Raw genomic sequence first — 19,318 nt, forward strand, 5'->3', positions numbered from 1 at the left:
GTCTTACTTTCCCCATTCTTCCTGCGCCCGGTTCCGGGCTTCGGCGTCCAGTTGATTGGACCCTTTGGCATATCCGCTCGCCTCTGAGGCGCGCACCAGTTTCAGGTAGGCCAGAACCCCCATGATCAGACCCGCAAAAGCCAGGATTGCAGAGATGGTCAGCTGGCCATCCGTCAGATCGTCCAAGGTCAGGGCGATATACCCAAACGCCCAGAACCCGGCCCATGCGATCACGTTGATGATGGCGATCAGCTTGGTCATCAGTACAAAAACCCTCTGATTTTATCGAAGTCCGTGGTTGCCCAAAAATTGATCATCCGGAATTCATCTGAAGCGGTTTCGCCAGAGATCGTGAAATAGAATATCGTGCTATCACTTTCGAACAACACGACTTCACTTATGAAGTATTCACTCTGCCGAACGCGTCTCAGAGTCACACATTTAAGTTCCCCCTCACCGGACAAACCCGAAATCTGATCTACCACGCTTTTCTTGGCCGAATCCTCGATTTCAAAAGACCCAAACGCGGTATTAAAACGCCTTTCCTGCATGCGAATCTTGATCGTTTCTAATCCCGCGTTTTCTGTCGGTTCACTGATTGCGGTGCATCCTGCCGAAGCGAAACTAGCGATCAAAACGGTAGCCGCAATGGAGCAAAAAAGAGCGATAAACTTTTTTAACCTAAACCCTCTCAATGATCTTCTCCCCAAACAGACCCTGCGGTCGGAACACCAGAAAGATCAGCGCCAGCACATAGGCGAACCAGTTCTCGGTCGCGCCGCCGACCATCGGGCCGATGGCAAACTCGAACAGCTTCTCACCCACGCCGATGATCAGCCCGCCAACGATGGCTCCGGGGATCGAGGTGAACCCGCCCAGCATCAGCACTGGCAACGCCTTGAGCGCGATCAGCGACAGCGAGAATTGCACGCCCGACTTGGTGCCCCACATGATACCTGCGACCAGGGCGACAAATCCCGCAACCGACCAGACCATGACCCAGATGAAGTTCAAAGAGATGCCAACGGACAGCGCCGCCTGGTGATCATCTGCTACCGCCCGCATCGCGCGGCCCTGCTTTGTGTATTGGCTGAACGCGACCAGCGCCGCGACCAGAAGCGCCGCGATGACCGTCGCCACGATGTCCAGATTGTCGATGAAGAAGCCATAGCCGAAGATGTTGAACGTCGTCTCGTCAATCCACAGGTTGATCCCCTGCGGCAGGCCCACATCCAGCGTCTTGATCTCGGACCCCCACATCAGGTCGGCGACGCCTTCCAGGAAATATGCCAGACCGATGGTCGCCATGAACAGGATGATTGGCTCCTGCCCAACCAGATGTCGCATGACGAACCGCTGCACACACCAGGCCAGCAACACCATCACACCCATCGTCAGAACGATCGCGAACAGCGCGGGCACATTCCACCCGAAGTAGTGGATATGGGTGCCGAAAGTCGCGTTGATCAGATGCGCAAATGGTACCTGCCCGTTCATGATCCCGACCAGCGTCATCGCCGCGAACAGGGCCATAACCCCTTGGGCATAATTGAAAATCCCAGACGCCTTGTAGATCAGTACAAAGCCCAGCGCGACCAGCGCATAGAGCACCCCGGCCATCAGACCGTTGAGGATGACCTCCATCCCGAAGATAATTTGATCAGGCATGCCAGCCCCTCCTCAATTCTGCCCAGAGCTTAGTCATGGCTGACCCCCAGATAGGCGTCGATGACTTCCTGATTGTTGCGCACTTCATCAGGTGTGCCGTCACCGATCTTCTTTCCGTAATCCATGACGACCACCCGGTCGCTCAGGTCCATCACAACGCCCATGTCGTGTTCGATCAGGGCGATGGTGGTGCCGAATTCGTCATTCACGTCGAGGATGAAGCGGCTCATGTCCTCTTTTTCTTCAACGTTCATACCCGCCATCGGCTCGTCCAACAGCAGCAGCTTGGGCTCTGCCGCCAGCGCCCGCGCCAGTTCGACGCGTTTCTTCAGACCGTAGGGCAGGCGTGATACCGGCGTCTTGCGGATGTGCTGGATTTCCAGAAAGTCGATGATCTTTTCAACCGCCTCGCGGTTTTCGGTCTCTTCCTTCTCGGCCTTGCCCTTCCACAGTGCCTGCTGAAGGATATTGGTCTTCATGTAACCCAATCGTCCGGTCATGACGTTGTCCAGAACGCTCATGCCTTCGAACAAGGCGATATTCTGAAACGTCCGCGCAATCCCCTGCTGCGCCACCTCAAAGGGCCGCATCGGCGGGCGTTTGGCCCCATGAAACCAGACCTCACCCTCCTGCGGGACATAGAAGCCCGAAATCACGTTCAGCATCGAGGACTTGCCTGCCCCGTTCGGCCCGATGATGGCGCGGATCTCGCCCTCACGAATGTCGAACGAGATATCCTTGATCGCAACCACACCACCAAAGCGCAGGGTGATGTTCTTCATTTCCATCACCACACCGCCGATCTTGCGACCATCTTCGGTGACATATCCATCGGAATTATCCAGCATCGGTCACTCCCTGACTTGCGCGAAAACGGGACGGCGGGCGGGGCGATGACCGCAGGTCGAGCGGCGCACGTACGGCCTTCATTCTGCGGCAACCTTATGTTGGGCAACGGGAACAACCGGCACGTCGACAATTTCCAGCGTCGCTGAGATCGATCCCTTGCGACCATCCTCATAGGTGACTTCTGTGGTGGTCGAGACCGTCTTGGACCCGTCATAAAGCGCGGCAATGATGTCGCTGAACTTGTCTTCGACAAAACCGCGCCGCACCTTCCGCGTCCGGGTCATCTCGCCATCATCCGCATCCAGTTCCTTGTGCAGCACCACAAAGCGATGCACCTGACAACCCGACAGCATTTCATCGGCGGCAACCGACTTGTTCACTTCTTCCACGTGGCTCCGAATCGTCTCTAACACGCGCGGATGCCCCGCCAGTTCCTGATACGAGGCATATGCGACGTTGTTGCGCTCGGCCCAGTTGCCGACCGCCGTCAGGTCGATATTGATGAAGGCCACGCAACGATCCTTGCCATTGCCGAACACGACGACCTCAAGGATATCCGGATAAAACTTCAGCTTGTTCTCGACGTATTTCGGCGCGAACATCGACCCGTCGGCCATCTTGCCCACGTCCTTGGCGCGATCGATGATCCGCAGATGCCCCGAGCTTTCCTCGATGAACCCGGCATCACCTGTGGCCACCCAGCCTTCGACATCCTTGGTCGAGGCCGTGGAGTCCGGATTGTTGAAATACTCCACAAACACACCGGGTGAGCGATAGTGAATTTCGCCCTTGTCGTCGATTTTCAGCTCAACGTCCGGCGCAGGAACACCAACAGTATCCGCGCGCACTTCGCCATCCGGCTGGACAGTGATGAACACGGTCGCTTCGGTCTGGCCATACAGCTGTTTCAGGTTGATGCCTAAAGAGCGATAGAAATCAAAAATCTCGGGCCCAATCGCCTCACCCGCCGTATAGCCCACCCGGAAGCGCCCGTACCCCAGCGTGTCTTTGAGCGGCCCGTATACCAGCAGATTGCCCAGTGCGTATTTCAACTTGTCACCCAAGCTCACCGGCTTGCCATCCAGCAACCGACCGCCGACCTTCTTGGCATGCGCCATGAAGTAGTGGAACATGCGCTGCTTGAGCTTGCTGGCATCTTCCATCCGGATCATCACATTGGTCAGTTGGGTCTCGAACACGCGTGGTGGGGCGAAGAAATAGGTCGGCCCGATCTCGCGCAGATCGGTCATCATCGTGTCGGCGCTTTCAGGACAGTTCACGCAGAAGCCGCACCAATAAGCCTGACCGATGGAAAAGATGAAATCACCAACCCAGGCCATCGGCAGGTATGACAGGATGTCTTCATTCCGGGTCAGATGATCAAATTCGGCCGAGTTCTTGGCACTTTCGATCACGTTGCGGTTCGACAGCACCACACCCTTGGGCTTGCCCGTGGTGCCCGAGGTATAGAGCATCACGCAGGTGTCGTCATAGGTGAGCTCACCGATGCGCTTATCCAGTTCCGCGTCAAACCGCGCATGACCGGCGCTGCCTTCGGCCTTGATGTCGTCAAGGGCATTCATCTGGCTGTGGTCGTATTTCCGCATCCCCCGCTTGTCGGTATAGAGGATGTGTTTGACCTGATGCAGGTTTTCCTGAATCTCGATGACCTTGTCGACCTGCTCCTGATCGCCGCAGACGACATATTTCGCACCGCAATGCTCCAGCACATAGGCCATCTCTTCGGCAACCGCGTCCTGATAGAGAGGGACCGGAATGGCACCGACCATCTGCGCCGCAACCATTGACCAGTAATGTGCCGGACGGTTGCGCCCGATCACGGCGATGTGGTCGCCCTTTCCAACGCCAAGCTCCAAGAACCCCAGCGCGATGGCGCGGATTTCCCTGGCCGCTTCGGCCCAGGTCCAGCATTGCCAGATCCCAAATTCCTTTTCCCGGTAGGCCGGGGCGTCCCCGAACTGGGCCGCATTGCGGTGTAGCAGCGCCGGAAGAGAGTGCATCCCTTCAGCGCCCGACTGCGTCTGAGCCAATCTCTTTCTCCTCCCCATCCGACCCCTCCTCTGGGCCGGAAACGGCGGACCGGGGATCAACCCCGGACGCCAACGCCCCGATAAGGGACGCAGGAAAGATCAGCGTCAACTTTTTCCTGATGTTTTCTCAATTCTTACGAATTGTAACAGGGGTGGAGAGGTGGCCATTCGAGCTGTACAAGCTGCGTAACTGGTCAGTCTGTGCAGGCCAAACGGCTGCGGGCACCGCTGCAAAATTTAGATTTGGATAAGAAGGTAACTCGAACATGCAGCTTGGTTGGAAGCATCTGTCCAGTAGGCAGAAGACATTGCGCTCAATAGTTTTCGGGGCAATTGCTATGGTCGCCTGCACAATCTGGTACGACAGCATTGTACAGTGGCCGCGCGGTCGGGGTCATGTAGTCATTGCCTGTGCCTTTATCGGCTTTCCCATTCAGGCGCTTTACTACGGATTCCGATGGCGTAAGGAGCGTAATACCTAGGAATCAAACAAGTTATATGCTCCAAGATCTACGACTAACGATCATTAAGATACAAACTTCTTCCACTTAAGTACTGTATCGTTTGCTTGTTTGTCTCATCCTTACAACCAATCCCTTAAAATCGGGATCAGCGGCACATCCGCGGCTGGCATAGGGTAATTCCGCAACTCATTTGCACGCGCCCATTTCAGCGCCTGCCCTTCCTTGGACTGCGGAATGCCGTCCCACTTGCGACAAGCAAACAGCGGCATCAGCAGGTGAAAATCGTCATAGCTGTGGCTGGCAAAAGTCAGCGGGGCGAGGCACGAGGCCCAGGTGTCGATGCCCAGCTCTTCGTGCAATTCGCGGATCAGAGCGACCTCGGGGGTTTCGCCTGGTTCGATCTTGCCACCGGGGAATTCCCAGAGACCGGCCATAGATTTGCCCTCGGGTCGTTGGGCCAGTAGCACCCGGCCCTCAATGTCGATCAGGGCAACGGCAGACACTAATACAGTTTTCACGAGCGATAATCCGCGTTGATCTCAACATAGCCGTGAGTCAGGTCACAAGTCCAAACGGTGGACTTGCCTACGCCCAGTCCCAGATCAACCGCGATCACCAGATCCTGACCTTTCATATAGGCGGCGGCTTCATCCTCGCGGTAGTTCGGACTGACCCAGCCCTTTTCGGCAACCAGAATATCACCGAAGGAAATACTTAGCAGGTCGCGGTCGGCGGCGGCGCCGGATTTGCCGATGGCCATGACAATGCGGCCCCAATTCGGGTCTTCCCCGGCAATGGCCGTTTTGACCAGCGGAGAGTTGGCGATGGCCAGACCATGTACTTTGGCATCCGAATCCGAAGCGGCGCCGGTCACACGGATTTCCACGAATTTGGTGGCGCCTTCCCCGTCGCGCACCACTTGTTGCGCAAGGTCCAGCATCACCGTTTCCAATGCCTCCGCGAAGGCGGAATTGCCGGTGGCATCAACGCCCGAAGATCCGGTCGCACACAGCAACAGGCTGTCTGAAGTCGAGGTGTCGCTGTCCACAGTGATGCAGTTGAAGGTGCGGTCTGTCTGTGCGCTCAGCATTTCCTGCAACGCGGGTTGCTCAACCCGTGCGTCAGTGAAGATATAGACCAGCATCGTCGCCATGTCCGGTGCGATCATGCCAGACCCCTTCGCAATTCCTGCAATAGAGACTGTATTGCCGTCAATTTCGACCTGTGCGCTCGCCCCTTTCGGGAACGTGTCAGTTGTCATGATCGCCCGTGCGGCATCTTCGATAGCATGGCGGCTGAGGCCGGATTTCAACGCCTCAAGCTGAACCACGATACGGTCATGTGGCAGCGGTTCGCCGATGACACCGGTGGACGAGGTAAAGACCCGCTCGACCGTAACGCCTGTTGCTTTTGAAACGGCCTGCGTCACCTCGGCCACGGAAGTTTGACCAAAATGGCCAGTGAACGCGTTGGCATTGCCCGAGTTTACAAGGATCGCCGCCGGTCCATCGTTGGGGCCACCTATTTTCTCCTGACAATCCAGAACCGGCGCGGCCCGCGTGGTCGAGCGGGTGAAGACACCCGCCACTGACGTGCCCGGATCAAGAACCGCCAGCATGACATCTGTACGGCCCTGATAGCGCACGCCCGCTTCGACGGTGGCGAAGCGCACACCATCGATCGCGGGCAGTTCAGGGAAAGACGCGGGCGCCAGCGGCGAAACCTTGGTGATCGTGGCCACGGGTCTTTACTCCTGAATCAGGTCCAGTTGGCGCATGATCTCGGGGCCCGCGCCTTCGAGTACGGGGCGTTCGATCTGTGCCTGCTGCGTCAACTCGTCGATCCGCGCCTGAATGGCATCCTGTTGTATGGACTGAGCCAACTCATCGCGCACCGCGTCCAATTCGGGTGCCTCGGTTTTGCGCTTGTCGTTCAGCTTGACCAGATGCCAGCCAAATTGAGTTTGCACCGGTTCCGACACCTGTCCTTTTTCAAGCGCGATCACTGCTTCCTCGAATTCGGGTACCATCTGGCCTTTTCCGAACCATCCCAGCGCACCACCGTTCGGGCCGGACGGACCGGTCGAGTTCTCGCGTGCGAGTTCCGCAAAATCGGCACCATCATCAAGCTGTGCCTTGAGCGCTTTGGCTTCTTCTTCCGTTTCAACCAGAACATGGCTGGCGTCGAATTCGTCTTCACCCGCAAATTCATTGAAGCGCGCGTCATAAGCGGCCTGAATGGCTTCGTCCGTAACAACATCGTTGGTCAGGGCTGCGACTGTCTGAACCGCCTGAAGCGACCGCTTTTCATTGTCGAGTGTCAGCGCGTTCTGCTTGTTCAAACCTTCCTGTTGCTGTCCCAGCAATTGCTGCTGGATCAGCTGTTCCAGAACGAAATCAAACAGAACATCATCTTCCGCTTGCTGGTATTGCGCCGGTAGAGACGCGACGGTGGCGATCACGTGACCCAGTGTGATCTCATCCCCGTTTACCCGAGCAACTATGGTTGACGCATCCGGCTTGGTTTCGGCGGCCAGAGGCAGGGCCATCACGGCAGCGAGGGCCAGCGATGGCAGAAAAGTGAGGCCTTTGGGCATTGAATCATCCTATTTTCTTGCCGCGACAGGGCGCAGCGTTGACACTCTGGAACCTGCCGCTTACATCGCTTCGTAGCCTTGGACAGGGCCGCCTTTCACCCCCCGTATCTATGGGTTGCGCGCAAGGTGGGCAAGCCTGTCGCAACCACGAAAAGAACAGATCCGCTGGAGTGAACATGCTGGGACTCGGAACGCTCGCCAAAAAGGTGTTCGGAACACCGAACGACCGCAAGATCAAGGCGACCCGCCCGCTGGTCGAAAAGATCAACGCACTGGAACCAGAGTTTGAAAAGCTGTCGGATCAGGACCTGATCGACAAGACTGAAGAACTGCGTAAGCGCGCACTGGATGGTGAAAGCCTGGATGACCTGCTGCCCGAGGCTTTTGCCAACGTGCGCGAGGGCGCCAAACGCGCGCTTGGACTGCGGGCCTTTGATGTGCAGCTGATGGGCGGCATTTTCCTGCATCAGGGCAACATCTCGGAAATGAAGACGGGCGAGGGCAAGACTCTGGTCGCCACCTTCCCGGCTTATCTGAATGCGCTGACCGGCAAGGGCGTGCACGTCGTCACGGTGAACGAGTATCTGGCCAAGCGTGACGCGGAATGGATGGGCAAGGTTTTTGCTGCCGTGGGCATGACCACCGGCGTGATCTGGTCGGGCCAGTCCGACGCGGAAAAACTGGCCGCGTATTCCTGCGACATCACGTATGCCACCAACAATGAGCTGGGCTTCGACTATCTGCGCGACAACATGAAGGCGGATCTGGAGCAGGTTTACCAGAAGCATCACAACTTTGCGATTGTGGACGAGGTCGACTCGATCCTGATCGATGAAGCGCGGACGCCGCTGATCATCTCGGGTCCTGCGCAGGACCGTTCGGACCTGTACACCGCCATTGATGCCTTGATCCCGACGCTGAGCGAAGATCACTACACCCTGGACGAAAAATCGCGCAATGTGACCTTCACCGATGAAGGCAACGAGTTTCTCGAGGGCCAACTGCTTCAGGCAGGCCTGATTCCCGAAGGCCATTCCCTGTATGACCCGGAAAGCACCACCGTCGTGCATCACGTCAATCAGGCGCTGCGAGCACACAAGCTGTTCCAGCGCGACAAGGATTACATTGTGCGCGACGGCAATGTTGTTCTGATCGATGAATTCACCGGCCGCATGATGCCGGGCCGTCGCCTGTCCGAAGGTCTGCATCAGGCGATCGAAGCCAAGGAAAAGGTTCAGATCCAGCCGGAAAATGTCACATTGGCCAGCGTGACATTCCAGAACTATTTCCGCCTGTACGACAAACTGAGCGGCATGACCGGCACCGCGCTGACCGAAGCCGAAGAATTTGCCGAGATTTACGGTCTGGGCGTGGTCGAAGTTCCGACCAACCTGCCGATTGCCCGTATCGACGAAGATGATCAGGTCTATCGTACAGCCGCCGAAAAATACAATGCGATGATCGCCCAGACAAAAAAGGCACAGGAAAAGGGCCAGCCTGTTCTGCTGGGGACCACATCGATCGAAAAATCCGAACTGCTGAGCCAGATGCTGGCGAAGGAAGGAATCGAGCACAACGTTCTGAACGCCCGTCAGCATGAACAAGAGGCTGAGATCGTCGCTGATGCCGGTCGTCTGGGTGCGGTAACCATCGCCACCAACATGGCCGGTCGCGGCACCGACATTCAGCTTGGCGGCAATGTCGAGATGAAGGTGCTGAAAGCGCTTGCCGAAAATCCTGACGCTGACCCGTCCGAGCTGCGGGCCACAGAAGAAGCACGCCACGCCGAGGAAAAAGAAAAGGTGCTGGCTGCTGGTGGCCTTTACGTCATTGCGTCTGAACGCCACGAAAGCCGCCGCATCGACAACCAGCTTCGGGGTCGTTCGGGCCGTCAGGGCGACCCGGGTCGCACGGTATTCTACCTGAGCCTCGAGGATGACCTGATGCGCATCTTTGGCTCGGAACGGCTGGACAAGGTCCTGACCACGCTAGGCATGAAAGAAGGCGAGGCGATCGTCCATCCCTGGGTGAACAAGTCGCTGGAACGCGCACAATCCAAGGTCGAAGGCCGCAACTTTGATATGCGCAAGAACGTTCTCAAGTTTGACGACGTGATGAACGATCAGCGGAAGGTGATCTTCAGCCAGCGCCGCGAAATCATGTCGGCGAACGACCTGTCCGAGATCGTCTCGGATATGCGAGAACAGGTGATCGACGACCTGATTGACGAATACATGCCGCCGAAATCCTATGCCGATCAGTGGGATACGGAGGGTCTGCACGAGGCGATCAAGGACAAGCTGTCCATCGACGCCCCGGTACAGGACTGGGCGGCCGAGGAAGGCGTGGATGACGAGCAAGTGCGCGAGCGTCTGATCAAGGCCGCCGATGAGATGATGGCCCAGAAGGCCGTCGCCTTTGGCCCTGAAAACATGCGCAACATCGAGAAGCAGGTTCTGCTGCAGACCATTGACAGCAAGTGGCGCGAACACCTGCTGACACTGGAACACCTGCGTTCGGTCGTCGGCTTCCGCGGGTACGCCCAGCGCGATCCGCTGAACGAATACAAGAACGAAAGCTTCCAACTGTTCGAAAGTATGCTGGATTCCCTACGCGAAACCGTGACACAGCAATTGTCGCGCGTGCGCCCGCTGACCGAGGAAGAACAGAAAGAAATGCTGGCACAGATGGCCGGGCAGCAGGCTCAGGCGCAGCAGGCTGTGGACAAAGCCACGAATCAGGCCGAAGCAAAAGCCGAAGCTGCGGCTTCCGGTGACGCGCTGCCGGGCTTCGACGAAAACGATCCCTCAACCTGGGGCAACCCATCCCGCAATGACCCATGTCCCTGCGGGTCAGGCAAGAAGTTCAAACACTGCCATGGCCGCCTGACCTAACGTCACCCGTCAAATCCACAATGTGTTCGTCTCGCGGCCACAAATTGGCCGCGATTCGTGGCGAAAGTGCGATTTGCTCCTTCAACTGGGGAGGGTGTCTTGTTTGTAGTTCGAAACTACGTAACCATGTGCGGAACGGTCGCTTGTGCATTGGGCATTGGCTACCTGATGCAAAACGGATCACCTGCGCAGCCTGCCGGTGCGCAGCAAGGGGTCGACGTCGCGTCGGCATCCGAGCAGTCTTCGGTTCTGTCGGGGCTGGATGGTATCGTACAGACTTCGGCTACTGTCTCTGACGCGATTCCGGGCAACGCCACGCCCGTATCCCGTGCAGTTCCGGCGCCTTCCAGGCCTTCTGATTGCAGTATAAGTGCACGCGCTGTTGCAGTTCCCGGCGCGATGGCGCGCCTGTCCCTCAAAGCGCCGTGCCACAAGAACGAGCGGGTTGAAGTCCACCATAGCGGCCTGACGGTCAGCCAGAAAACCAACGAATCCGGTGCTCTGGACATGACAATCCCGGCACTTTCGGAATATGCGATTTTTCTGATTTCATTTGAAAATGAAGTGGGCACTGTCGCCACCACTCACGTTACCGATATTGCCGAATATGACCGCGTCGCCCTACAATGGCAGGGTGATACTGAGTTGCAGATTCACGCGCTGGAATTTGGGGCAAGCTATGGCAGCAGCGGCCATGTATGGGATGATGCATCGGCAAAAGGCGCAGGAGAAGTTCTGCGCCTAGGCCAGGCGGGTCTGGGTGATACCAAGAATGTCCAAGTGTATTCCTTTCCGGCAGGCACAACGGATCGGTCCGGCACCATCGACCTGACAGTCGAAGCTGAAGTGACCGAAGCCAATTGCGGGCACACGTTGAATGTGCAGGCGCTGGAACTTCTTTCGGACCGCCGCCTGCGGTCGCGCGACATGTCCCTGACCCTGCCGGATTGTTCACAGGCCGGTGAGTTTCTGGTGTTGAATAATCTGCTCTCAGACCTGACAATTGCGGCAAAGTAATCCGCAGGCAGGCTCGGCTCTCTTATGACTTTCTTTCGTGCGGTGGTGACCGCGCTGTTTTTTGTTGCAAGTGCGACCTGTGCCGTGGCGCAGGACATCACGCTGACGTCTCATGACGGCAAGGTCGAAGTAACAGGCAACCTGCTGGGCTTTGACGGCGAATTCTACCGCGTTGACACGCAGTTCGGTGAGTTGACCGTTGATGGTTCGGGCGTCACATGCGACGGACCTGCGTGCCCCAGCCTGACGGATTTCGTAGCCGAGTTGCGGTTTTCCGGATCATCGGTAATGGCCGAAACGGTCTTGCCCGCGCTGATCATCGGGTTTGCGCGGCAGGAAGACCTGACCGCAACGCCTGCCCGCGTGGATTCGGACACCTTCGTCTATGAGCTTTTTCAGGCAGGCCGTCAGGCCCCGCTGGCGCGGTTCTACTTTGACGTCGGGACCACGGATCGCGGGTTTGCCAAGCTGATCGAGGATCAGACAGATATCGTGATGGCCCTGCGCGAAGTACGCGAGGTGGAACGGGATGCAGCAGAATCCGCAGGGCTGGGTGATCTGAAACGGGCCCGACGATCCAGGGTTGTTGCATTGGACGCCATGGTTCCGGTGGTGGCACCCGATAGTGTGATGCGTCAGATTTCGCTGGCCGATTTGGCGCGCGTTCTGTCTGGTGAAGTGAAGAACTGGGTGGACCTTGGCGGGCCGGATGCACCGATCGCCTTGCATGTGCCGGATCCGGGGTCGGGGCTGGCGCAGGCCGTCGAGGATCAGGTCCTGAAAACGGCCGATGTGGAAATGTCTGAAAGTGCGATCCGCCATGCGCGCGCACGCGATCTGATCAGGGCTGTGGCCAAAGATCCGTTTTCCATAGGAATCGCCAGCAAGGCGACAGCCGACAACGTCCGAGCCCTGCCGCTAACCGGAGGTTGTGGGCATCCGCTGGCGGCAACCCGTCAATCGATCAAGACCGAGGATTATCCGCTGAATCTGCCGATGTTCCTGTATCTGCCCGAACGCCGCCTGCCGCGGATCGCGCGACAGTTTCTGGCCTATAGCCTAAGCCCCGGGGCCCAGATGGCCATTCGTGACGCAGGTTACGTGGATCAATCGCCCGAAATCTTGCCGATTGGCGTACAAGGCGGCCGGCTGGCCAACGCCATCGCCACCGGAGGGCCAGAGGTTGGGCTGGACGAGCTTCAGCGCATGATCAAAACACTGCGTCCCCTGTCGCGCCTGTCCCTATCGGTCCGGTTCGAGCCGGGGTCGTCCCGCCCGGACGCACAGTCACGCTCCAACATTCAGCAGTTGGCGCATATGCTTGATGCCGGAACACTGAACGCACGCAAGCTGGTGTTTGCCGGCTTCAGCGACGGGGATGGCGGGGCCGCCGCCAACGCCCGCATTGCCCTGCGGCGTGCGCAAACCGTGCGAAACGCGGTTCTGGCCGCAGCTGAGACATCAATATCAGACAGTATCGAGGTATCCGCCGAAGGATTTGGCGAAGCAATGCCGATGGCCTGTGACGACACCGAATGGGGGCGCAAGGTCAACCGCCGGGTCGAGATCTGGGTGCAGTAGACGTTACAGATGCCCTTCCGCGCGAAAGCTCAACTCGGTCGATTTTCCTATGATTAGGTGGTCGTGCAGGGTCAGGCCCAACGCCGAACAGGCATCCTGAATACGGTTGGTCATGTCGATATCCGATTGCGAGGGCGTCGGATCACCCGACGGGTGGTTGTGCACCAGAATCAGGGCCGAGGCATTCAGCTCGAGCGCCCTTTTCGCGACCTCGCGCGGGTACACCGGCACATGATCCACAGTGCCCTTGGCCTGTTCCTCATCCGCGATCATTACGTTCTTGCGATCCAGATAGAACACGCGGAACTGTTCGATCTCACGATGCGCCATCGTGGTGTGACAGTAATCCAGCAGCGCGTCCCAGCCCGAGATCACATGCCGCTGCATCACTCGGGCGCGGGCCATCCGGTGGGCACAGGCCTCAAGGATCTTCAGGTCTGTGATTATAGTATCCCCAACGCCCTTGATCTGACGCAGCCGTTCCTCGGGCGCGGTCAGGACACGATTGAAATCACCAAAGGTATCCATCAACGCCCGTGCCAGTGGCTTCACATCCTGCCGGGGAATGGACCGGAACAGGACCAGCTCCAGCAGCTCATAATCCGGCATTGCGGCCGACCCACCCGCCATGAACCGTTCACGCAGTCGCCTGCGGTGGTCTTTGATGTAGGAGGGTAAACGACCAGAGGGCAGCGGCTGCGCCGGCGCTTCGTCCGTATCAAACAGCATCGGGGCTTCGGCAAAGGCGTCCTGTGTCATAACCTCACCCTGACCCAGAATCGGTTTCTGATTGGTTAACGCATCTCACCTGCCATGCGTGCCGTGGCCCGGCGGACAATCATGTGCAGAAGGATCGAGAACACACCGAGCGTCAGCATCGCGGCAAACATGAGATCGGTCTTGGCCCGCCCATTGGCCAGCAGCATCAGATAGCCCAGCCCCTGCGACGAGCCGACCCATTCACCGATCACTGCCCCAATCGGAGCATACACCGCCGCCAGCCGCATCCCCGACGCCAGCGACGGCAGAGCGGCCGGAATACGGATATGCCACAATACGGCGCGCTTGCTGGCCTGCATCGTTCGGGCCAGATCCAGATACCCCGAAGGGGTGCGCATAAGCCCGTCGAAGAAAGACGAGGTGATCGGGAAATAGATGATCAGCACTGCCATGGCGACCTTGGACCAGAGCCCGTAGCCCAGCCACAGTGTCAGCAACGGCGCCAATGCGAAAACCGGCAGAGCCTGCGTAAACACGAGCATCGGCTGTACCAGCACCCGCGCCGCCCGAGAGTTTGCCAACTGCAACGCGGTGATGACACCCAGCAGCGTCCCGCACGCCATACCGATAACCACTTCGATCGCCGTGATCCAGGTATGTTCCGCTATCACCCAGCGATTCTGCCACCAGGTCTCGGCCACCACTGCAGGCCCAGGCAGGATGAATTTTGGCAATCCGGTCAGGGTCACGATGCCCTGCCAGATCAACAAAGCAAACAAAGTTGCGGCCAATGCAGAAAAATACTTCATGCCGCGCCCTCACGGAGAAGACGCAGCAAGGCACCTTGGGTTTCCAATGTCTCCAAGTCGTCCACGCTGCGCGGGGCCGGGGCGTGCGGCGGATCGCAGGGCGTCAATCCGTGTTCAGTCATCACTACGATGGATTGCCCCAAACGCGCAGCTTCCGCCGGATCATGTGTCACAAGAAGGACGGTGCGGCCGTTCAAAGCTTCGGCGGCCAGTTCCTGCATGTCAGCGCGGGTGCGGGCATCAAGCGCCGAAAAGGGCTCGTCCAGCAAAACAACGGGGCGATCTTCCATCAAGGTCCGGGCCAAAGCGACACGCTGGCGTTGCCCACCGGACAACGCGTTGGGCTTCTTGTTCATGTGATCCTGCAGCCGCATACGTTCGATAAGGCGGTCGCGTCGATCAAGATCAACGGTTTCACCACGCAAACGCGCGCCCAGAGAGACATTCTGCGCGACGGTTGCCCAGGGCAACAGAAGATCATCCTGAGCCATGTATGAGACACGCCCAGATACCGGAAAGCCATCACTGGCCGTGATTCGACCAGCAAAAACCGCCCCGGTCTCGAGCCCGGCAATCAACCGCAGAATTGTGGTTTTTCCCACGCCCGAACCGCCCAGCAGGCACGTCCACGCCCCGGCCCCAAGGGTCAGGGACAGCGGCGCAAACAGGGTCGCGCCGTCGATCGTGGCGGTACCGCTGATGGTCAGATCGGGCGCAGGGGTCATGGAGTCAAACCCATCTGCCAGAAGTCAACCTCAAGCTCTGTCGCCTTGCGGAAGGTCTGGCACAGTCGATCCCAGCGTGGCGAATCCTGAAAATCTGCCCCAATGCGTCTTGTTAGAGCCTGATCCAGCAACTCGCCGACCGCCGCACATGCGTCTTGGTAGTCTTCGCCAGCATAAGTGTCGATCCAGCCGCGATATGTCCCCGAAGTTTCTTCAGCGGACAGACGCGTACCGATCTCACCATATCCCATGACGCAAGGAACAAGCGCCGCTAGCAGATCCAGAAGGTCTCCGCTGTAGCCTGCTTCCAGGACAAAACGGGTATAGGCCAGATTCTCGTGACGCTCCGGTGTGGCAAACAGCTCAGCCTGCGAGATGCCTTCTGCCGCGCAGATACCGATATGCAGTTTCATCTCTTCGCTGATCAAACCGTTCGCGGTTCGCGATGCGGCAAGCATTTCTTCATGCGTTTCCGATTTCACCACCGCCAAGGCCCACGCGCGGCTGAAGTGGATAAGGAACACATAATCCTGCCGCAGGTAGTGCAGAAACGCCTCGCGCGGCAGCGTTCCATCTTTCATGCCCTCCACGAAGGCGTGGCGGGTATAATCCCGCCACGGCCCTGCCGCAGCATCACGCATCAGCGCAAAGGCTTTGCCATAGTTGCTCATTGCGCGGTCACGTCGATGGTGATGTCACTGACCGGAAGGACGCTGTCGATCATCCCGCTTTCGTTCAGGAAGGTTTCGAACCGAGCATAACGACCGGCATCAAAACCTGCCGGACGCAGTGCAAAGCGCGGCAGTGTATCAACCCAGGCGCGGGCATTCAGCTCGTCCTGAAGTTCGGGCGAGGTGGCCGCAAAGATCTCCCAGCTTTTCTCCGGATTGTTGACGATATATTGAGTCGCTTTTTCTGTCGCGGCGAGGAACCTGGAAATCTTGTCCTTGTCCATCGTATCCGGGTTGGCGACATAGATCAGTTCGTCATAAGACGGAACGCCCTCTTCCTCGATGTAGAAGCAGGTGCCGGGACGACCTTCGATATCCATCTGGTTCAGCTCGAAGTTGCGATATGCGCCAATGACCGCATCCACCTGGCCGGTCATCAGCGACGGCGAGAGGGAAAAGTTGACGTTGATCAGTTCAACATCGTCCAGAGCAACACCATATTTGCCCAGAACGGTACCAAGGATGGCTTCTTCCACCCCTGCAACCGAGAACCCGATTTTTTTACCCTTGAGGTCGGCCGGCGACTTGATTGGCCCGTCTTCCAGCACCAGAAGACAGTTCAGTGGTGTTGCGACCAATGTTCCAACGCGCTTCAAGGGCAAGCCCTCGTGAATCTGCAGGTGCAATTGCGGTTGGTAAGACACTGCCAGATCAGCCTGACCGGCAGCCACCAAGCGTGGCGGGGCGGACGGATCGGCGGGCGGAACGATCTCGACCTCAAGCCCCTGTTCGGCAAAATAGCCGTTTTCCTGCGCCACGATGATGGGACCATGGTCAGGGTTGATGAACCAGTCCAGCAGGACGGTCATCTGGTCTTCGGCCCATGCTGGCGCGGCGGCCAGAAGGACGATGGCTGTCATCAGCTTTTTCATGTCTCGCGTTTCCTTTTTCTTCACGAGGTTGAAGCCGCGACGAGGACAATCTCGCCCGGCCAATCTGGTTGAATCTGTTCGGCGGCGCGCCATGCACGCAGACCGGTGGCACAGCAAATCACCAGCCGTTTTCCTTTGTTAGGGTCTATTTCGTGTAAGTTATCCGGTGATATGCGCGTCGCGTTCGAATGGGCGGGTGCGGGCGCTTCCTGCGAACTGCGTAGCTCGATTATTTGATCCGTGTCCTTCAGCTGGCTTGTGGACAGAAAGCGAAAGCAGCTGTCGGGCTCGGGTGCATCATCAAAGCGAAACCCGGTGCTACGCAGGGTTCTTGCGTCATATTGAACCAACTGCCCAAGGGGCGAGGGATCAAGCCCAAGGATCACGTTAAGCGCCATCTGCGCTTGCATCGCCCCGATCACGCCAACCACGGGGCCCAGAACCCCCGCAGTGGCGCAGCTGGCGCCACTGTCCGGCGCATCGGGAAAGACAGCGCGCAGGGACGGGCCCCCACCGCAGAACCCACCCACATAACCCGAAAGCCCCAGAACCGAGGCACTGATCAAAGGCTTGCCTTGCGCCAGACAAGTATCCGACAGGATGTAGCTGGCCGCGTAGCTGTCAGCGCAATCCAGGATGATATCAGCTCGCGAGACCATTTCAGGCGCGTTCTCGCCAGTCAGAACCTGATTCAAACCGGTGACATCAGTTTCACCATTCAGCGCGCGACAACGGGCAGCGGCGGTTTCCGCCTTGGATTGCCCGCAATCGGCCTCGGAGAAAAACGTTTGACGGTGCAGGTTCGACAGATCGACGGTGTCACCATCCAGTATCGTTACTTGTCCGACCCCGGCCCCCGCCAAAAGCGGCAGAACCGGTGCAGCAAGGCCGCCCGCACCGACGACCAGAACACGGGCCACTGATAGACGTGCCTGCCCTTGCGCCCCAACTTCGGGCAGAAGCGTCTGGCGGGCATATCGGCTCATCGTGTGACCTCGATCCACGCACGCAGCCGGGCTTCGGGGTCGGCATTCAGTGTGATGTCCGTGACCGCCGAGACAATGTCCGCCCCGGCCTCCAGCACACCTGCCGCGCGCTCAACACTCATCCCACCAATACCAACCAAAGGAATACCACCGACCCGCACCTTCCATTCCGTTACGCGGGGCAGGCCCTGCTGATGCCATTTCATCTTTTTCAGAATGGTGGGGTAGACTGGACCCAGGGCCACGTAGTCGGGATCCATGGCCAGTACACGCTCAAGCTCATCATCGTCATGGGTGGAAACACCCAGTTTCAGACCCGCTTTTCGAATGGCTTTCAGGTCTGCATCGTCCAGATCTTCCTGTCCCAGATGAATCCAGTCGCAACCCAGATCGATCGCGTGCTGCCAATAGTCATTGATAACCAGAACCGCCCCATGGTCGCGGCACAGATCGCGGGAGACTGCAATCTGGTCGCGCACCACATCGTATGGCTGATCCTTGACGCGCAGCTGCACCAGTTTCACGCCCAGCGGCAGCATCCGCCGCAGCCAGTCCGAGTGATCAAAGATTGGATAGAAACGGTCCAGCGTCATGACAGGAATGCCTTTCCAACAACGGGAGTGGAAGGTTCAGCCATATCGCGCGCCTCGATCGGGTCTGCCTGATGGGCCAACTGCCCGGCAAGGGTTGCCTGCGCCATCGCTCTGGCCATCACAACAGGATCTCCGGCGCGGGCCACAGCGGTGTTGAGCAGAACCGCGTCATAGCCTAGTTCCATCGCGTGGGCCGCGTGGCTGGGCAAGCCGATACCGGCATCCACGACCAGGGGTATGTCAGAAAACTCGGCCCGCATCGCGCGTAGGGCATATTCGTTGTTCAAACCACGCCCGGACCCGATAGGCGCACCCCAGGGCATCAGCACCTCGCACCCCGCTTCAAGCAGGCGTTCCCCCACGATCAGGTCATCGGTGGTGTATGGAAAAACCTGAAACCCGTCCTCGGTCAGAATGCGCGCGGCTTCGACCAGTTGGAAGACGTCTGGTTGCAGGCTGTCCGTGTGTCCGATGAGTTCCAGCTTGACCCATCGGGTCTCAAACACTTCGCGGGCCATATGGGCAGTCGTCACGGCCTCTTTCACCGTATGGCAACCGGCGGTGTTGGGCAGGATGCGTACACCCAAGTCGCGGATCATGTTCCAAAAGGTCTGGCCCGCGCCCGCTTCGCGCCGAAGGGAAACCGTCGCAACGCCTGCGCCGCTTTCGCGGAAGGCGTTTTCCAGAATGGCCGGGCTTGGATATTGCGCCGTGCCCAGCATCAGCGGGTTGGGCAGTTCAGTGCCGTAAAACGTCTTCATC

19 protein-coding genes are annotated in these 19,318 nt (G+C 58.3%); 3 read left to right on the forward strand and 16 right to left on the reverse strand.

Annotated elements, in window-relative coordinates; all coding sequences use genetic code 11:
• Nucleotides 1–3: 3 nt before the first annotated feature.
• From AC2FLP_RS15275 to AC2FLP_RS15310, 8 genes are all read right to left on the reverse strand, one after another.
• On the reverse strand, nt 4–261 hold the full coding sequence (locus AC2FLP_RS15275; RefSeq protein ID WP_496684867.1) for a hypothetical protein: 258 nt from the start codon (nt 259–261) through the stop codon (nt 4–6).
• On the reverse strand, nt 261–695 hold the full coding sequence (locus tag AC2FLP_RS15280; RefSeq protein ID WP_299899889.1) for a hypothetical protein: 435 nt from the start codon (nt 693–695) through the stop codon (nt 261–263). Before AC2FLP_RS15280 ends, AC2FLP_RS15275 begins: the two co-directional genes overlap by 1 nt.
• Nucleotides 682–1,668, reverse strand: coding sequence for a branched-chain amino acid ABC transporter permease (locus AC2FLP_RS15285; RefSeq protein WP_117871384.1), 987 nt, complete (start codon nt 1,666–1,668; stop codon nt 682–684). The genes AC2FLP_RS15280 and AC2FLP_RS15285 overlap by 14 nt, the downstream gene beginning before the upstream one ends.
• 29 nt (nt 1,669–1,697) lie before the next feature.
• Nucleotides 1,698–2,516 carry an ABC transporter ATP-binding protein gene (locus tag AC2FLP_RS15290; protein WP_117871382.1) on the reverse strand — a complete coding sequence of 273 codons (819 nt, stop codon included), beginning with the start codon at nt 2,514–2,516 and terminating at the stop codon, nt 1,698–1,700.
• 78 nt (nt 2,517–2,594) lie between these two features.
• Entirely contained in the window at nt 2,595–4,538 is a 1,944-nt protein-coding gene (locus tag AC2FLP_RS15295; RefSeq protein WP_205512005.1) for an AMP-binding protein, read from the reverse strand.
• 613 nt (nt 4,539–5,151) lie between these two features.
• On the reverse strand, nt 5,152–5,550 hold the full coding sequence (locus AC2FLP_RS15300; RefSeq protein WP_299899886.1) for a (deoxy)nucleoside triphosphate pyrophosphohydrolase: 399 nt from the start codon (nt 5,548–5,550) through the stop codon (nt 5,152–5,154).
• Nucleotides 5,547–6,773 (reverse strand): bifunctional glutamate N-acetyltransferase/amino-acid acetyltransferase ArgJ, encoded by a 1,227-nt coding sequence (gene argJ / locus AC2FLP_RS15305; RefSeq protein WP_496684864.1) that lies wholly within the window; start codon nt 6,771–6,773, stop codon nt 5,547–5,549. The genes AC2FLP_RS15300 and argJ overlap by 4 nt, the downstream gene beginning before the upstream one ends.
• A 6-nt stretch (nt 6,774–6,779) precedes the next feature.
• Nucleotides 6,780–7,628, reverse strand: a complete 849-nt coding sequence (locus AC2FLP_RS15310; protein WP_496684863.1) for a peptidylprolyl isomerase — start codon at nt 7,626–7,628, stop codon at nt 6,780–6,782.
• A 176-nt stretch (nt 7,629–7,804) separates the two neighbouring features.
• Here AC2FLP_RS15310 and secA point away from each other — a divergent pair, with 176 nt between their 5' ends.
• The 3 genes from secA to AC2FLP_RS15325 all read left to right on the forward strand — a co-directional run bounded on the left by secA (nt 7,805) and on the right by AC2FLP_RS15325 (nt 13,120).
• Nucleotides 7,805–10,522, forward strand: coding sequence for a preprotein translocase subunit SecA (gene secA, locus AC2FLP_RS15315; protein WP_496684862.1), 2,718 nt, complete (start codon nt 7,805–7,807; stop codon nt 10,520–10,522).
• Between the two features lie 99 nt (nt 10,523–10,621).
• Complete coding sequence (locus AC2FLP_RS15320; protein ID WP_299899879.1) at nt 10,622–11,539, forward strand: hypothetical protein; 918 nt, start codon at nt 10,622–10,624, stop codon at nt 11,537–11,539.
• A gap of 24 nt (nt 11,540–11,563) precedes the next feature.
• Entirely contained in the window at nt 11,564–13,120 is a 1,557-nt protein-coding gene (locus tag AC2FLP_RS15325; RefSeq protein ID WP_496684861.1) for a phosphate ABC transporter substrate-binding/OmpA family protein, read from the forward strand.
• Between the two features lie 3 nt (nt 13,121–13,123).
• Here the strand turns inward: AC2FLP_RS15325 and radC are convergent, their stop codons facing one another.
• Genes radC through AC2FLP_RS15365 form a run of 8 tightly spaced genes read right to left on the reverse strand, consistent with a single transcriptional unit; the run spans nt 13,124 to nt 19,317 of the window.
• A complete protein-coding gene (gene radC / locus AC2FLP_RS15330; protein WP_299899875.1) occupies nt 13,124–13,879 on the reverse strand; it encodes a RadC family protein in 756 nt (251 codons plus the stop codon).
• Between the two features lie 35 nt (nt 13,880–13,914).
• Nucleotides 13,915–14,649 (reverse strand): ABC transporter permease, encoded by a 735-nt coding sequence (locus AC2FLP_RS15335; RefSeq protein WP_299899873.1) that lies wholly within the window; start codon nt 14,647–14,649, stop codon nt 13,915–13,917.
• Nucleotides 14,646–15,374 carry an ABC transporter ATP-binding protein gene (locus AC2FLP_RS15340; RefSeq protein WP_299899871.1) on the reverse strand — a complete coding sequence of 243 codons (729 nt, stop codon included), beginning with the start codon at nt 15,372–15,374 and terminating at the stop codon, nt 14,646–14,648. The genes AC2FLP_RS15335 and AC2FLP_RS15340 overlap by 4 nt, the downstream gene beginning before the upstream one ends.
• On the reverse strand, nt 15,371–16,045 hold the full coding sequence (gene tenA / locus AC2FLP_RS15345) for a thiaminase II (RefSeq protein ID WP_117871358.1): 675 nt from the start codon (nt 16,043–16,045) through the stop codon (nt 15,371–15,373). The genes AC2FLP_RS15340 and tenA overlap by 4 nt, the downstream gene beginning before the upstream one ends.
• Entirely contained in the window at nt 16,042–16,977 is a 936-nt protein-coding gene (locus AC2FLP_RS15350; RefSeq protein WP_496684859.1) for an ABC transporter substrate-binding protein, read from the reverse strand. The genes tenA and AC2FLP_RS15350 overlap by 4 nt, the downstream gene beginning before the upstream one ends.
• Nucleotides 16,978–16,997: 20 nt before the next feature.
• Nucleotides 16,998–17,963: a HesA/MoeB/ThiF family protein gene (locus tag AC2FLP_RS15355; protein WP_299899867.1), complete on the reverse strand. Its 966-nt coding sequence runs from the start codon at nt 17,961–17,963 to the stop codon at nt 16,998–17,000.
• Entirely contained in the window at nt 17,960–18,556 is a 597-nt protein-coding gene (locus tag AC2FLP_RS15360; RefSeq protein WP_299899865.1) for a thiamine phosphate synthase, read from the reverse strand. Before AC2FLP_RS15360 ends, AC2FLP_RS15355 begins: the two co-directional genes overlap by 4 nt.
• Nucleotides 18,553–19,317: a thiazole synthase gene (locus tag AC2FLP_RS15365; protein ID WP_117871349.1), complete on the reverse strand. Its 765-nt coding sequence runs from the start codon at nt 19,315–19,317 to the stop codon at nt 18,553–18,555. The genes AC2FLP_RS15360 and AC2FLP_RS15365 overlap by 4 nt, the downstream gene beginning before the upstream one ends.
• Nucleotide 19,318: the final 1 nt, after the last annotated feature.

The sequence above is a fragment of the Ruegeria sp. CDSA141 genome (assembly GCF_059612005.1).

Excerpts from the sequence above, each read along its gene's own strand:
- AC2FLP_RS15275 (WP_496684867.1), bottom strand. The coding sequence starts at position 261 with ATGACCAAGCTGATCGCCATCATCAACGTGATCGCATGGGCCGGGTTC.
- AC2FLP_RS15285 (WP_117871384.1), bottom strand. The coding sequence starts at position 1,668 with ATGCCTGATCAAATTATCTTCGGGATGGAGGTCATCCTCAACGGTCTG.
- AC2FLP_RS15290 (WP_117871382.1), bottom strand. The coding sequence starts at position 2,516 with ATGCTGGATAATTCCGATGGATATGTCACCGAAGATGGTCGCAAGATC.
- AC2FLP_RS15295 (WP_205512005.1), bottom strand. The coding sequence starts at position 4,538 with ATGCACTCTCTTCCGGCGCTGCTACACCGCAATGCGGCCCAGTTCGGG.
- AC2FLP_RS15310 (WP_496684863.1), bottom strand. The coding sequence starts at position 7,628 with ATGCCCAAAGGCCTCACTTTTCTGCCATCGCTGGCCCTCGCTGCCGTG.
- secA (WP_496684862.1), top strand. The coding sequence starts at position 7,805 with ATGCTGGGACTCGGAACGCTCGCCAAAAAGGTGTTCGGAACACCGAAC.
- AC2FLP_RS15325 (WP_496684861.1), top strand. The coding sequence starts at position 11,564 with ATGACTTTCTTTCGTGCGGTGGTGACCGCGCTGTTTTTTGTTGCAAGT.
- radC (WP_299899875.1), bottom strand. The coding sequence starts at position 13,879 with ATGACACAGGACGCCTTTGCCGAAGCCCCGATGCTGTTTGATACGGAC.
- AC2FLP_RS15335 (WP_299899873.1), bottom strand. The coding sequence starts at position 14,649 with ATGAAGTATTTTTCTGCATTGGCCGCAACTTTGTTTGCTTTGTTGATC.
- AC2FLP_RS15340 (WP_299899871.1), bottom strand. The coding sequence starts at position 15,374 with ATGACCCCTGCGCCCGATCTGACCATCAGCGGTACCGCCACGATCGAC.
- tenA (WP_117871358.1), bottom strand. The coding sequence starts at position 16,045 with ATGAGCAACTATGGCAAAGCCTTTGCGCTGATGCGTGATGCTGCGGCA.
- AC2FLP_RS15350 (WP_496684859.1), bottom strand. The coding sequence starts at position 16,977 with ATGAAAAAGCTGATGACAGCCATCGTCCTTCTGGCCGCCGCGCCAGCA.
- AC2FLP_RS15355 (WP_299899867.1), bottom strand. The coding sequence starts at position 17,963 with ATGAGCCGATATGCCCGCCAGACGCTTCTGCCCGAAGTTGGGGCGCAA.
- AC2FLP_RS15360 (WP_299899865.1), bottom strand. The coding sequence starts at position 18,556 with ATGACGCTGGACCGTTTCTATCCAATCTTTGATCACTCGGACTGGCTG.
- AC2FLP_RS15365 (WP_117871349.1), bottom strand. The coding sequence starts at position 19,317 with ATGAAGACGTTTTACGGCACTGAACTGCCCAACCCGCTGATGCTGGGC.